The following is a 13920-nucleotide window of genomic DNA, read 5'->3' as shown; positions in this document are numbered from 1 at the left end:
CCATGACTGTTCCCACGATCAAGCTGAACGACGGCCGCGAGATCCCCCAGCTCGGCTTCGGCGTCTTCCAGATCGAGCCCGGTGACACCGCGGAGAAGGTCAGGGCGGCCCTCGATGTCGGCTACCGCCACATCGACACCGCGCAGATGTACGGCAACGAGGAGGGCGTCGGCAAGGCCATCGCCGACTCCGGCATCCCGCGCGACGAGCTGTGGATCACCACCAAGCTGAACAACGACGGGCACGGCCGGGAGGCGGCGGTGAGCAGGCTCGACGAGAGCCTCACCAAGCTCGGCCTCGACCACGTGGACCTGTACCTCATCCACTGGCCGCGCCCGAAGGAGAACCGCTACGTCGAGACCTGGCAGGGCCTCGAGGACGCGCAGAAGGCGGGCAAAGCGCTGTCGATCGGCGTCTCGAACTTCCAGCCCGGCCACCTCGACCGGCTGGCGGAGGAGACCTCCACGGTCCCCGCGATCAACCAGATCGAGTTTCACCCGCACCTGGTGCAGCGCGAGCTGCGCGAGTACCTCCAGCAGCACGACATCGCGCTGGAGGCGTGGAGCCCGATCGGTCAGGGCAAGGGCCTGCTCGACGCGCCCGAGCTGAAGGAGATCGCCGAGCGGGTCGGCAAGTCCGCCGCGCAGGTCGTGCTCCGCTGGCACATCCAGCTCGGGAACATCGTCTTCCCGAAGTCGAACAACCCGGAGCGGATCAAGGAGAACTCCGAGATCTTCGACTTCGCGCTGAGCGAGGACGACATCGCCGCCGTCGAGAAGCTCCACACCGGCGAGCGCATCGGCCCGGACCCCGACGACTTCGGCTGATCCGGTGGGGGTGACGGGTGTCACCGTCCGGCATCTGCGGAGGGCACGGCGCCACGGGTCACCCGACCGGGGACGCGGACGGGCCGGCGCGGTGGACGTGTGCGCCCGCGTCCGTACGGTGGGGACGATGTTGGCGATCACCGAGAACGCCGCCGAGGCGATCAGGACCCTGAGCACCGACGCGGAGCTGCCCGACGACGGCGGCCTGCGCATCTCCGCGCCCGACCCGGCGCAGGGCCTCGAACTGGCCCTCGCGCAGGAGGGCGACACGCAGGACACCGTGCTGCGCGGGGAGGGCATCACCGTCTTCCTCGAGCCGGCCGCGGCGGAGCTCCTGGACGACAAGGTCCTCGACGTCCAGCCCGTGGCGACCGAGCAGGGCGAGCAGGAGCTGCGCTTCGCGATCGTCGAGCAGCCCGAGACCGCCTGACCCACCCCCGACACCGACGTCGTGGCCCCGCCGGGAACCCGGTGGGGCCACGGCCGTCTCAGAGCTCGGTGACGGTCCCGTCGCGGACGTCCCAGCGGCGGGTGGCGCGCACCGTGTCGAGCATCCGCCGGTCGTGGGTCACCAGCAGGACGGTCCCGTCGAAGTCCTCGACCGCCTGCTCCAGCTGTTCGATGGCGGGCAGGTCGAGGTGGTTGGTCGGCTCGTCGAGCACCAGCAGGTTCACCCCGCGCGCCTGCAGCAGCGCCAGCGCGGCGCGGGTCCGCTCGCCCGGCGAGAGCGACGACGCCGTCCGCAGCACCTGGTCCGCGCCCAGGGAGAACTTCGCGAGCAGCGTCCGCACCTCGGACTCGGGCCAGTCCGGCACCTGCTCGCCGAACGCGCGCAGCAGCGTCGCGTCCCCGAGGAAGGCGCCGCGGGCCTGGTCGATCTCGCCGACCAGCACCCCCGAGCCGAGCCCCGCCGAGCCCGAGTCCGGGGCGATCCGGCCGAGCAGCAGCCCGAGCAACGTCGACTTGCCCGCCCCGTTCGCGCCGGTGACGACGACCCGGTCCGCCCAGCCCACCTGCACCGTGGCCGGGCCGAACGCGAAGTCCCCGCGCCGCACGGCGGCGGCGTCGGCCCGCGCGACGACCGACCCGGACCGGGGTGCGGAGGCGATCTCCATCCGCAGCTCCCACTCCTTGCGGGGCTCCTCCACGACCTCCAGCCGCTCGATCGCCCGCTCGGTCTGCCGGGCCTTCGCGGCCTGCTTCTCGCTGGACTCCTGGCGCTGCGCGCGGACGTTCTTGTCCGGGTCCTTCGTCTTGCGCCGGGCGTTGCGCACGCCCTGGGCCATCCAGTTGCGCTGCATGACCGCGCGCTGCTGGAGGGTCCCGAGCTTCCCGGCGTACTCCTCGTAGTCCTCGCGGGCGTGCCGGCGGGCCACCTCGCGCTCGGCGAGGTAGGACTCGTAGCCGCCGTCGTAGACGTCGATCCGCTGCTGGACCAGGTCCAGCTCGACGATCCGGTTCACCGTGCGCGCCAGGAACTCCCGGTCGTGGCTGACCAGCACCGTCGGCGTGCCCTGCCGGGCCAGGCCGCCCACGAACCGCTCCAGCCGTTCCAGGCCGTCGAGGTCGAGGTCGTTGGTGGGCTCGTCGAGCAGCAGCAGGTCGTAGCGCGACAGCAACAGCGCCGCGAGGTTCGCCCGCGCCGCCTGCCCGCCGGACAGCCCGGTCATCGGGGCGTCCGGGCCGACCGCCAGCCCGACCTCGCGCAGCACCTCACCGGAGCGCTCGTCGAGGTCGGCGCCGCCGAGGGCCAGCCAGCGGTCCAGCGCGGCGGCGTAGCGGTCGTCGGCGCCGGGGGTGCCCGACGCCAGCCCCTCCGCCTCGGCGTCCATCGTCGCCTGCGCGTCGGCGACGCCGGTCCGGCGCGCCAGGAACCCGGCGACCGTCTCCCCGGGACGCCGGTCGGGCTCCTGCGGCAGGTGCCCGACGGTCGCGTCGGGCGGGGCGAGGGTCAGCGACCCGTCGTCCGGGGGCCGCGAGCCGGCCAGCACCGTCAGCAGGGTGGACTTGCCGGCGCCGTTGGCACCGACCAGCCCGATGACGTCGCCGGGCGCGACGACGAGGTCCAGCCCGGAGAACAGGGGTCGGTCGCCGTGGCCCGCGGCCAGGCCCGTCACGTGAAGGGTCGCGCTCATGTCGAGCGCAGACGCTACCCCTACAGGTTCGCCCCGAAGAGCCGGTGCAGGGCGTCCCAGTGCCGCTGCTCGGCGTCGTCGTCGTGGGTGGGCGCGTCCGGCACCGCGAAGCCGTGCGCCGCCGGGTAGGTCTCCAGGGTCGCCGACACCGCGGCCGCGGACAGCGCGTCGCCGAGGCGCCGCTTCTGCTCGTCGGGGAAGGAGTCGTCGTCGGTCGCGCCGGCCACGTAGACCTCGGCCCGGATGCGGTCGGCGAGCCGGTGCACGCTGGCCGGGTCGTCGGTGGCGAGGTTGCCCCCGTGGAACGACGCCGCGGCCGCGACCCGCTCGGGCTGCGTCGCGGCGGTGCGCAGGCTCATCACCCCGCCCATGCAGTAGCCGGTGGTGCCGACCGCCCTGCCGCCGACCTCGGGCCGCTCCAGCAGCGCGGTCACCCACGCCTCGGCGTCGACGGCGACGAACTCGGGAGTCAGCGAGCCCACCATGCCCATCAGCCGGGCCCGCTCGGGCTTGTCGGAGAACACGGTGGCGAAGTCGAACGGGGCCCAGTCGCCGTGCCGGTGGTAGACGTCGGGCAGCAGCACCGCGTACCCGAGCGACGCCAGGTGCGCGGCCATGTCGTGAATGGCCGGCCGGACACCGCCGGCGTCGGGGTAGAGGAGCACGCCCGGCCACGGGCCGTCGCCGTCCGGGGTGTGCAGGGTGGCGGCGGCGTCGCCGTCGGGGGTGCTGATCGTGAAGTCGGTGCGCGGCACGGGTCCGGCCTCCCGGGGGTGATCGACGGGTCGCACCCGTTCTACGCCCCCGGGAGCCGTTCCGCCGGACCGCGGCGCGGTTCGGGTGGTACGTGCCGGATCAGGTCCTGGTCAGCGCGTCGTCGTCGTCGAGACGCCGGGTGCGGGTCTCCGAGTAGCTCGCCACGGCGATGATCGTGACCATCGACGCGATCGCGATGTACACCGCGATCGAGTAGCCGGTACCCGTCGCGACCAGCAGCGACGCCGCGATCAGCGGGGCCAGGCCGCCCGCGAACACCGACGCCAGCTGGTAGCCGATCGAGATGCCCGAGTAGCGCACCTTGGTACCGAACAGCTCGGACAGGAACGCCGCCTGCGGGCCGTACATCGCGCCGTGCAGCACCAGCCCGACCGTCACCGCGACGGCGGTGAGGGCGAAGCTCTGCGTGTCCACCAGGAAGAAGAACACGAACGCCCAGATGCCGACGCCGGCGGCGCCGAACAGGTACACCGGCTTGCGGCCGACCCGGTCGGAGACCGCACCCCACATCGGGGTGGTCACCAGGTGCACCGCGGCACCGATCAGCACCGCGCCCAGCACGAACGACGACGGCAGCCCGAACTGCTCCTTCACGTACGTCGAGATGACGATCGTGAAGATGTAGTACGAGACGTTCTCGGCGAACCGGGCGCCCATCGCGGTCAGGACCTCGCGCGGGTAGAGCCGCAGGACGTCCAGGATCGGCATGGTGTCCTTCTCGCCGGCCGCGGCCCGCGCGGCCGCCCTGGCCTGCGCCTCCCGGAAGACCGGCGACTCCTCGACGGCGAGTCGGACGTAGAGGCCGATGAGCACCAGCACCGCGGACAGCAGGAACGGGATCCGCCAGCCCCAGGCCAGGAACGCCTCCTCGGACTGGACCAGCGCCATGATCGCGAGCAGGCCGTTGGCCAGCAGCTGCCCGGCCGGGGCACCCGCCTGCGGCCAGCTCGCCCAGAATCCACGGTGCTCGGGCCTGCCGTGCTCGGACACGATGAGGACCGCGCCGCCCCACTCACCGCCCAGCGCGAAGCCCTGGACCAGCCGCAGCACGACGAGCAGCAGCGGCGCGGCGATCCCGATCGTGGCGTAGGCCGGGAGCAGGCCGATCGCGAACGTCGAGGTGCCCATCATCATGAGCGACAGGACCAGCAGCTTCTTGCGGCCGATCTTGTCGCCGTAGTGGCCGAAGACCAGGCCGCCCACCGGGCGCGCGACGAAGCCGACGGCGAACGTGCCGAGCGACAGCAGGGTCCCGGTCGCGCCGTCGGACTCGGGGAAGAACACCGCCGGGAACACCAGGGCGGCGGCGACGCCGTAGAGGAAGTAGTCGTACCACTCGACGGTCGTACCCAGCATGCTCCCCGCGACGACCTTCGCGATCGGCGTGTGCGGTTGGTCGGACGCCGGTGGCGTCGGTGATCCCGGCGCGGTGGCGCCGGCGTGCGTGTCGGACACGGTCCCTCCCCGTCGACGGACTTCTGCGGTGGCGTCACGGTAGGGCCGTCGTGCGCCGTTTTCACCGGTTCCGGCCACATCGGTACCCCGACCGTGACGTGCCCCGGCCACACCCGGTCGCGACTGCGCGGCAGACTGGGCCACATGGCCGACCTGCTGCCCCTGCCGGAGGACTTCGACCGGGCGCTGGTCGTCGTCGCCCATCCCGACGACATGGAGTACGGCGGCTCCGGCGCCGTCGCCCGGTGGACCGCGCAGGGCCGCGAGGTCGTCTACCTGCTGGTGACCCGTGGCGAGGCGGGCATCGACACGATGGACCCCGCCGAGTGCGGACGCGTGCGCGAGGCCGAGCAGCGTGCGGCCTGCGCCGCCGTCGGCGTCACCACGTGCGAGTTCCTCGACCACCCCGACGGGCTCGTCGAGTACTCGGTGGCGCTGCGCCGCGACATCGCCGCCGCGATCCGCAGGCACCGCCCGCAGCTGGTGGTGACCGGCAACTTCCGCGAGTTCTGGGACGCCGGCGAGACGCTCAACCAGGCCGACCACGTCGCGGTCGGACGGGCGACGGTCGACGCCGTCCGGGACGCGGCGAACCGCTGGCTGTTCCCCGAGGCGGGGGAGCGCTGGGACGGGGTCACCGGCCTCGCCGCGGCCTCCTCGCCCGCCGCGCGGCACGCCGTCGACATCTCCGAGCACCTCGACGCCGCCGTCGCGTCGCTGTCCGCGCACCGCGCCTACCTCGACGGGCTGGGCGGCGGCCCGATGACCGACCCCGGCACGTTCCTGCGCGCGGCCGCCGAGCGGACGGCGGAGCAGCTGCCCGGGGCCACCGCGGCCACCCCGTTCGAGTACCTGCGGCCCTGAACCGGCCGGAACACCGATGATCCGCGCCTCAGCCGACCGGCCTCGGTGGGGATCGCGGGCAGTACGCCGGTACCGTCGTGGTGAGGGGTGATGGGGTGAACGGCTCGACCGCGCAGGCGCGCGTCCTCGTCGACGAGCTGGCGCGGGCCGGTGTCACCGACGCGGTCCTGTGCCCCGGCTCCCGCAACGCGCCACCCGCGTTCGCGCTGGCCCGGGCCGACGAGCGGGGCACGGTCCGGCTGCACGTGCGCATCGACGAACGCGCCGCGGGCTTCCTCGCGCTCGGGCTGTCGCTGGCGTCGGGCCGCCCGGTCCCGGTCGTCGTCACGTCCGGGACGGCCGCGGCGAACCTGCACCCCGCGGTGCTGGAGGCGTCGCACTCGGGGGTCCCGCTGCTGGTCCTGACCGCGGACCGGCCGCCGGAGCTGGTCGGCACCGGCGCCAGCCAGACCGTCGACCAGACCGGTCTGTACGGCGGCGCGGTGCGCTGGGCGGGCGCGCTGCCGGTGCCCGTGGGCACCACCGAGCCGGAGGCGCGGCGCTGGCGGGCGGTCGTCGCGCGGATGCTCGCCGCGGCCACCGGTGCCGGTGCGGGCGCGCCCGGTCCGGTGCACCTGGACCTGCCCTACACCGACCCGCTCGTGCCCGACGACGACCCGGCCGGGCCGGACACCGGGCACCACGACGCCGGTCTGCCGGGCGCGGACCTGCCCGCCGGGCGGCCCGGCGGTGCGCCGTGGACCGCGGTGACCCGCCCGGTCCGCACGCTGCCCCCGCTGGAGCTCGACCCGGGGGCGCGCACGCTCGTCGTCGCCGGGGCGGGCGGGCCCGCCGCGGACCCCGGCCTGCTCGGCGGGGCCCCGGTGGTCGCGGAGCCGTCGTCGTGCTGGTGGGCGCACGCGCTGCGCACCGGGCCGTGGCTGCTCGACCGGCCGGAGCTGCGTCCCACCCAGGTCGTCGTGCTCGGCAGGCCCACCCTGCACCGGGGCGTCGCCGCGCTGCTCGCCGACCCGTCGGTGGCGGTGTTCGCCGACCCCGGTCCGGACGGCGCCCCGTGGACCGACGTCGCCGGCACGGTCCGGGCCGTCGGTGCGCTGCCCGCGCTGTCCCCGCCCGAGGACTGGGTGCGGTCCTGGCGCGACGCGGACCGGGCCGCGGCCAAGTCCCTCGACACCGCGCTCGACGACGGCACCGCCGCCGGCGCACCCGGCCTGCGGCTGGCCCGCGACCTCGTCGCCGCCCAGCCCGACGGCGGGCAGCTCGTCCTCGGCTCGTCGAACCCGGTGCGCGACGTCGCGCTGGCCGCCGTGCCCCGCCCCGGGCTCACCGTGCGGTCGAACCGCGGGGTCGCGGGCATCGACGGGACGGTGTCGACCGCCCTCGGCGCCGCGCTCGCCCACCCGGGCCCGACGGCGCTGCTGCTCGGCGACCTCACGCTGCTGCACGACACCACCGGGCTGGTCGTCGGCCCGGGGGAGCCGTCCCCGGACCTGACCGTCACCGTCCTCGACGACGACGGCGGCGGCATCTTCCACCTGCTCGAACAGGGCGGCCCGGCGCACGCCCACGCCTTCGAGCGCGTCTTCGGCACGCCGACCGGCGTCGACCTCGTCGCCCTGGCCCGGGCGGCGGGCTGGCGGGCGGCCGACTGGGGCGGCGACGCGGGCGAGCTCGCGGCCCGCCCCGGCTCGGGACGGCGGCTGGTCCGGGTCGCGGCGCACCGCGCCGGGCTGCGCGACGCGCACGCCGAGCTCCGCCGGGTGGTCGCCGCGGCGCTGGACTGAGCCGGTCCCGCCCGCGTCCCGGGCCCGCCGCCGGGTCCGGCCGGACGGGACACCGGACCGTGCCGGGCTCAGCCCTCCAGGGACTCGCGGACCGCGCGCATCTTGGCGGCGGCCTCGCGCACCTCGCCGTCGGGCTCGGAGTCGGCGACGATCCCGCACCCGGCGAACAGCCGCGCCGTGCGTCCCTGCAGCTCGGCGCAGCGCAGCGCGATGCCCATCTCGCCCGCGCCCTCGGCGTCGACCCAGCCGACCGGGCCCGCGTAGCGGCCGCGGTCGAGACCCTCGATCTCGGAGATCAGTGCCGTCGCGTCCGGGGTCGGGGTGCCGCCGACGGCGGCCGTCGGGTGCACCGCGCCGATCAGCGTCAGCAGCGACGCGGGCCGGGCCGGGTCGAGACGGGCGTGCACGTCGCTGGACAGGTGCGACACGTTCGGCAGGGTCAGCACCGACGGTGCGTCCGGCACGTGCAGCTCGGCCACCAGCGGGCGCAGCGACGCGGCGAGGGAGTCCACGGCGTAGGCGTGCTCGCGGCGGTCCTTCGACGAGCCGATCAGCGCGCCCGCGGTGTCGGCGTCCGGTCCGGAGCCGGGCCACATCGTGCCCGCCAGCACCCGCGACTCCACGGTCCGCCCGCGCAGCCGCAGCAGCAGCTCGGGGGTGGCGCCGACCAGGCCGTCGACGGCGTAGCTCCAGCACGTCGGGTAGCGCCGGGCGAGGCCGCGGAGCAGGAACCGGGGGTCCAGCGGGCGGTCGGCGACGGCGAGCAGGTCGTGCGCGAGCACCACCTTCTCCAGCTCCCCGTCGCGCATCCGCCCGACCGCCGCGGCGACGGCGGCCCGGTACCGGTGCGCGGAGACCTGGCCGTCGGCGTAGCGCAGCCGTCCGCTGGGGCGCACCGGCGACGGGACCGGCAGCCTGCCCGGGGTCTCCGGGGCGTCGGCGGGGCTGATCTCGGTGATCCAGGCGCGGTGCCCGCGCCGCCCGACGATCACCCGCGGCACGACGAGCACCGAGCCCGGGCAGCCGTCGGCGAAGGTGAACGAGGCGAACGCGAGGGCGCCGGTGCCGGGGAGGCGGACGTCGTCGTAGCCGGCGCCGGCGTCGAGCCGGTCGACCACGCGGCGCCACCAGCGTTCGGCCTCGGCGAAGCGCTCGGGTCCCGACGCGGTGAACCGCGCGACCTCGCCCCAGGCGACCACGCCCTCGCCGTCGCGCACCCAGGACAGCGCCCCGGCGTCGGCGGGCAGCACGTCCAGCAGCCGCCCGTCGAGTCGCAGCGGGCGTGTCCGGACGCGCAACGCGGTGCTGGCCGGTGCGACGGTCACCCTTCGAGAGTAGGCAACTTCCTCCGCGGGGGCGGGCGCCAGGGTGGGAGGCACCGGACACACCCGGGTGCCGGAGCGCTCCTAGAATCGGGTCCCGTGACCAGTCCGAGCGGCCGTCCCACCGGCGATGTGCTGACCGAGACCTCGGCCGTCGCGGCCCGGCTCATCGGCCGGACGCGGTACCACTTGCCCGAGATCGTCCTGGCCGTCGCGCTGGCGTGGACGCTGGTCGCGCTGGTGGCGCTGGGGGGTGCGTTCCTGGAGGACGCGGCGATCGACGGCAACCGCGGCACCACCGCCGCGACCGTCCTCGACGGCTCGGACTACTGGCGCACCCTGGTCAGCTTCGTCGACGACGAGGGCCGGCTGCAGACCCCGGCCGCGGGCATCTCCTACCCGGTCGGGCTCACCCCGGGCGAGAACATCTACGTCGAGTACGACACGGCCGACCCGACGCACGTGCGCGTCGCGGGCCGCACCGCCGTCGACGGGATCCTCCCGGTCGCCGGGCTGATCGCGGGCGGCTGGGTGCTCCTCGGGCCGCTGTACGTGTGGCTGCGCCGCCGCCGGGCCCGCACCGGCACCGTCTGACGGCGCCCGCACCGGGCTCAGCCCCGCCAGAGCGCCCCGACCTCGGCGGCGACCTGCGGTGCGGCGACGAGCAGCCCGCCCTCGGGCAGCGGCGTCGACCGGCCGTCGCGGCCCAGCACCAGCGCGCCGGCCTCGGTGGCCAGGCAGAGCGCCCCGGCGACGTCCCACTCGTGGTAGCGGGTCAGCACCGCGGCGACGGCGTTGCCCAGCGCGACCTGGGTGATCGCCAGCGCGGCCGAGCCGAGCACCCGCACGCCGACGTGCGCGGCGCGGGCGCGCTCGACGAACCCGGGGTCGGGGTCCTCGGCGCAGATCAGCGACCCGGCGACCCGGGCGGTGCGCCGCGACGGCACCGGCACGCCGTTGGCCCGGAAGCCGCGCCCGCGGGCGGCGGCGTAGATCTGCCCGCGGCCCGGGTCGGCGACGACGCCCACGGCCGGGCCGTCGCCGTCGACCAGGGCCAGGCTGTAGGCGCACCAGGGCAGGCCCGCGACATAGTTCGCGGTGCCGTCGACCGGGTCGACGACCCAGCGCAGCGGTGCGGTGTCGGCACCGGCGTCGGCGCCGAACTCCTCGCCGACGACCGGGCAGCCGGGGAACTCCGCGGCCAGCACCCGGCGGGTGTGCCGCTCCAGGGTGCGGTCGGTGTCGGTGACCCAGTCGAACGGGTTGGCCTTGGCCGACGCGTCGAGCGATCCGGTGTGCTCGCGACCCAGCGTCGCGGTGATCACCTCGGCGGCGTCGTTGGCCAGCCGGCCCGCGGTCTCGAGCGCGCGGGAGAGCAGCGCCGGGTCCACCGGCCGGGGGGACGGCACCGGGGGCGGCGCCGCGTGTGGCGGGGTGTGGGGCACGGCCGTCATGCGACCCGAGTGTCCGGGCGGGTGATGTCCCGGCGACGACGCGCGGGTGTCCACCTTGTGCCGGACGTGCCAACTCGTGACCCGCCCACCCGATGTTCGCCCAGGGTTGGGTGGTTGATCACGCCAGGGACCCGGCCCGCTGTCCCGCCCCCGTCACCGTTCCGGCCGTGCGCGTCGCAATCGTCTCGGAATGCTTCCTGCCGGTGGTCAACGGCGTCACCAACTCGGTGCTGCGGGTGTGCGAGCACCTGCGGGCAGGGGGTCACGACGTCGTGGTGATCGCGCCGGGCACCGGGGAGCCGGACTCCCACGAGGGGATCCCGGTCGTCCGGATCCCGGCCGTCGAGCTGCCGGTGGTGAACTCGATGCCGGTCGGGGTGCCCAGCAGGCGGATCCTGACCGCACTGCGCCGGTTCCGGCCGGACGTGGTGCACCTGGCGGCGCCGTTCGTCGTCGGGGCGCGGGGGCTGGCGGCGGCGCGGCGCCTCGGCGTGCCGACGGTCGCGATCTACCAGACCGACGTCGCCGGGTTCGCCTCCGCGTACGGGCTCGGGCTGACCGCACGGGCCGCGTGGCGCTGGACCTGCCGGCTGCACGGCATGGCCGACCGGACCCTCGCGCCGTCGAGCTGGGCGACCGGGGCCTTGCGCGAGCGCGGCGTCCCGCGGGTGCACCAGTGGGCGCGCGGCGTCGACACCCGCCGGTTCACCCCGTCCAAGCGCAGCGACGCACTGCGACGACAGCTCGCCCCGAACGGCGAGCGGCTCGTCGGCTTCGTCGGCCGCCTCGCCCCGGAGAAGCAGGTCGAGCGGCTCGCCGTGCTGGGGGAGCTGCCCGGGACGCGGCTGGTCGTCGTCGGCGACGGCCCCAGCGCCGACGGGCTGCGCGAGCGGCTGCCCTCGGCGGCGTTCCTCGGGCACCGCGGCGGCGACGAGCTCGCGCAGATCTACGCCAGCCTCGACGTGTTCGTCCACACCGGGCAGGCCGAGACGTTCTGCCAGGCCGTGCAGGAGGCACTCGCCTCGGGCGTCCCGGTGGTCGCGCCCGACGCGGGCGGCCCGCGCGACCTCGTGCTGCCCGACCGCACCGGCTACCTCGTGGCGCCCCGCCCCGACGGCGGGGAGCCCGGCGACCCGGCCACCGATGCCGCCGACCGCGAGCTGGTCGGGGCGGTCGCCGCGCTGTGCGAGCCGCAGCGCAACCGGGAGTTCGGCCTGGCCGCCCGCCAGTCGGTGCTGCGCCGCACCTGGACCGCGGTCGGCGACGAGCTGCTCGCCCACTACGGCGACGTGCTCCGCGCCGCGGCCCCGGAGCGCGTCGCGGCCTGACCCGAGGCCGGGCGGGCTCCGTAGTCGTGCGGATCCATGACCGCGGCCCGGCGGCGACGGTGGACCCATGAGTCGCACCGTCGTCGTCGCGCCCCGTGGTGAGCTCGCCACGGTCGACACCTCCGCCACCGTCCGCCTGATGTCCCGGCTGCTCGACCCCGCGCCCGCGGTCCGTGCCGCCGCCCGCGCCGAGGTCCTCGACGCCCCGCACCGGCAGATGCCGCCGGTGCTGTTCGCGCTGTCGGAGAACCTCGTCGCCGACGGCGCGATGCCCGAGGCCGCCCGCTGGTTCTACGCGGGCCAGCTGCGGGCCCGCTACGACGCCTGCCGCTGCACCGACACCACCGCCGCCCAGGCGCTGGCCGTGCTGCGCGACCGGTTCGGTGAGCCGGTGAACCGCTGGGCCTTCGCCGACCCGGCCCGGGTCCGCCGGGCCGCGATCCGCGCCGTCGCCTGGGACCGGGCGGCGCCGCACGACTACGACCACCGCTGGATCGCCCTGCACGGCATGGGCGCCTTCACCGGTGACGGCAACGGCGTCAGCACGCCGTCGGCCGAGTGGGCGGGCGTCGCCGCCCGGGTCCGCGCCGACTACCTGAGCGGCCTGCGTGAGGTGCTGCGCGAGCAGTTCGGGCAGCAGTTCGGGCAGCGGTGAGGCGGCGGCCGGGTCGGTAGGCTGTGCCCGTGTCCCGCGCCGAGCTCGACAAGAACCCGACCGACGTCGCCCGCATGTTCGACGGCGTCGCCCGGCGCTACGACCTGACCAACACCGCGCTGTCGGGCGGCCAGGACCGCTACTGGCGGATCCAGACCCGCCGGGCCCTCGGCCTGCGCCCCGGCGAGAAGGTCCTCGACCTCGCCGCGGGCACCGCGGTCTCGACCGTCGAGCTGGCGAAGGACGGCGCCTGGTGCGTCGCCGCGGACTTCTCCCTCGGCATGCTGCGTGCGGGCGCCCGCCGCGACGTCCCGAAGGCCGCCGCCGACGCGCTGCACCTGCCCTTCGCCGACGGCAGCTTCGACGCCGTCACCATCTCCTTCGGCCTGCGCAACGTGAACGACACCGTCGCCGGCCTGCGCGAGATGGCCCGCGTGACCCGCCCCGGCGGCCGCCTGGTCGTCTGCGAGTTCTCGACGCCGACCTGGGCTCCCTTCCGCGTGCTCTACCAGAACGCGGTGCTCGGCCACGCCCTCCCGGCGATCGCCCGGACGGTCTCCTCGAACCCCGAGGCCTACCTGTACCTGGCCGAGTCGATCCGGGACTGGCCCGACCAGCCCGCACTCGCCGGGAAGATCGCCGACGCCGGCTGGGAGCACCCCGCCTGGCGGAACCTGACCTTCGGCGCCGTCGCGCTGCACCGGGCGTACAAGCCGGCCTGAGCCCCGCCGCCCTGCCCTGCCCGGCCCCGTTCCTCGTGGACGGGCCCTGCGGAGGGGCCTGCGGCACAGGGGGCCGACGTCGTGACGGAGCCGGGCGCGCTGTGCACGGGTGGTCGCGGTGGCGGCCGGGCGGTTGTCCGTGCACCGGCTCGCGCCCCCACAGCGGGCCCACTCCGCTGCAGAACCCTTCACACGGTGAAGGGTCTCCGCGCGGTCAGGGCCCCGGTCGGGCGAATCCGCTTACCGGGTAAGCGAGTTCAGAGCAGGGAGGGCCCGGGATGGCGTCCCCCTGCCATGCGGCGAGGCGCGCGGCGATCAGCGGCGCAGCGGTCGGCCCGGTGCGGCCCCGCCGGCCCGCGGATCGCGCACCGGCCGTCACCACCCACTGACCCCGCGTCGAAGGGCGTTGCGCCGCAAGGAGTCCCGCGCCATCGCCCGATCCGCCCACGCGATCACGGCGGTGTCGTCCTACACTGCTCGCGCAGTTCGTGAACTTTTTCACAAGGGTGGTGGGAGACGCGCGACCCGGAGCGCGCCGACCTGCGCGGATGCGGATCACATGTGACCCGTACCCCGTCACAGGTAAGGCTCGCCTGG

The 13920-nt window shown here is 75.6% G+C and carries 13 protein-coding genes; 8 read left to right on the top strand and 5 right to left on the bottom strand.

The genetic code is table 11. The annotated features are described in order from the left end of the window. The first annotated feature begins 2 nt into the window (after nucleotides 1–2). Together DMP17_RS22735 and DMP17_RS22730 are read left to right on the top strand one after the other, a co-directional pair. On the top strand, nucleotides 3–827 hold the full coding sequence (locus DMP17_RS22735; RefSeq protein ID WP_226353920.1) for an aldo/keto reductase: 825 nt from the start codon (nucleotides 3–5) through the stop codon (nucleotides 825–827). A 127-nt stretch (nucleotides 828–954) separates the two neighbouring features. Beyond that, on the top strand, nucleotides 955–1257 hold the full coding sequence (locus tag DMP17_RS22730) for an adhesin (RefSeq protein ID WP_226367684.1): 303 nt from the start codon (nucleotides 955–957) through the stop codon (nucleotides 1255–1257). A 58-nt stretch (nucleotides 1258–1315) separates the two neighbouring features. On the opposite strand, the gene DMP17_RS22725 is transcribed toward DMP17_RS22730, so the two are convergent. The 3 genes from DMP17_RS22725 to DMP17_RS22715 all read right to left on the bottom strand — a co-directional run bounded on the left by DMP17_RS22725 (nucleotide 1316) and on the right by DMP17_RS22715 (nucleotide 5095). Then, a complete protein-coding gene (locus tag DMP17_RS22725) occupies nucleotides 1316–2962 on the bottom strand; it encodes an ABC-F family ATP-binding cassette domain-containing protein (protein ID WP_226353918.1) in 1647 nt (548 codons plus the stop codon). Nucleotides 2963–2982: 20 nt separating this feature from the next. Beyond that, nucleotides 2983–3717, bottom strand: coding sequence for a dienelactone hydrolase family protein (locus DMP17_RS22720; RefSeq protein ID WP_337830528.1), 735 nt, complete (start codon nucleotides 3715–3717; stop codon nucleotides 2983–2985). A gap of 100 nt (nucleotides 3718–3817) precedes the next feature. Then, complete coding sequence (locus DMP17_RS22715; RefSeq protein ID WP_337832713.1) at nucleotides 3818–5095, bottom strand: MFS transporter; 1278 nt, start codon at nucleotides 5093–5095, stop codon at nucleotides 3818–3820. A gap of 243 nt (nucleotides 5096–5338) precedes the next feature. Here DMP17_RS22715 and DMP17_RS22710 point away from each other — a divergent pair, with 243 nt between their 5' ends. Then, nucleotides 5339–6058, top strand: a complete 720-nt coding sequence (locus DMP17_RS22710) for a PIG-L deacetylase family protein (RefSeq protein ID WP_226367681.1) — start codon at nucleotides 5339–5341, stop codon at nucleotides 6056–6058. A gap of 95 nt (nucleotides 6059–6153) precedes the next feature. After that, nucleotides 6154–7842: a 2-succinyl-5-enolpyruvyl-6-hydroxy-3-cyclohexene-1-carboxylic-acid synthase gene (gene menD / locus DMP17_RS22705; RefSeq protein WP_337830527.1), complete on the top strand. Its 1689-nt coding sequence runs from the start codon at nucleotides 6154–6156 to the stop codon at nucleotides 7840–7842. Between the two features lie 68 nt (nucleotides 7843–7910). On the opposite strand, the gene DMP17_RS22700 is transcribed toward menD, so the two are convergent. Continuing rightward, nucleotides 7911–9167 carry an isochorismate synthase gene (locus tag DMP17_RS22700; RefSeq protein WP_337830526.1) on the bottom strand — a complete coding sequence of 419 codons (1257 nt, stop codon included), beginning with the start codon at nucleotides 9165–9167 and terminating at the stop codon, nucleotides 7911–7913. Nucleotides 9168–9263: 96 nt separating this feature from the next. On the opposite strand from DMP17_RS22700, the gene DMP17_RS22695 reads away from it, so the two are divergent. Then, entirely contained in the window at nucleotides 9264–9758 is a 495-nt protein-coding gene (locus DMP17_RS22695) for a DUF3592 domain-containing protein (protein WP_208818959.1), read from the top strand. Nucleotides 9759–9775: 17 nt separating this feature from the next. Here DMP17_RS22695 and DMP17_RS22690 read toward each other — a convergent pair whose 3' ends face one another. Continuing rightward, nucleotides 9776–10618: an inositol monophosphatase family protein gene (locus DMP17_RS22690; protein ID WP_226353909.1), complete on the bottom strand. Its 843-nt coding sequence runs from the start codon at nucleotides 10616–10618 to the stop codon at nucleotides 9776–9778. 167 nt (nucleotides 10619–10785) lie between these two features. Here DMP17_RS22690 and DMP17_RS22685 point away from each other — a divergent pair, with 167 nt between their 5' ends. From DMP17_RS22685 to DMP17_RS22675, 3 genes are all read left to right on the top strand, one after another. Beyond that, a complete protein-coding gene (locus DMP17_RS22685; RefSeq protein WP_337830525.1) occupies nucleotides 10786–11946 on the top strand; it encodes a glycosyltransferase family 4 protein in 1161 nt (386 codons plus the stop codon). Nucleotides 11947–12013: 67 nt separating this feature from the next. Continuing rightward, a complete protein-coding gene (locus tag DMP17_RS22680) occupies nucleotides 12014–12601 on the top strand; it encodes a hypothetical protein (RefSeq protein WP_226353907.1) in 588 nt (195 codons plus the stop codon). 29 nt (nucleotides 12602–12630) lie between these two features. Then, nucleotides 12631–13323 (top strand): demethylmenaquinone methyltransferase, encoded by a 693-nt coding sequence (locus DMP17_RS22675; protein ID WP_337830524.1) that lies wholly within the window; start codon nucleotides 12631–12633, stop codon nucleotides 13321–13323. The last annotated feature ends 597 nt before the right edge of the window (nucleotides 13324–13920 follow it).

This window comes from Pseudonocardia sp. TMWB2A (assembly GCF_017312135.1).
This window is presented reverse-complemented; position numbering and strand designations above follow the sequence as displayed.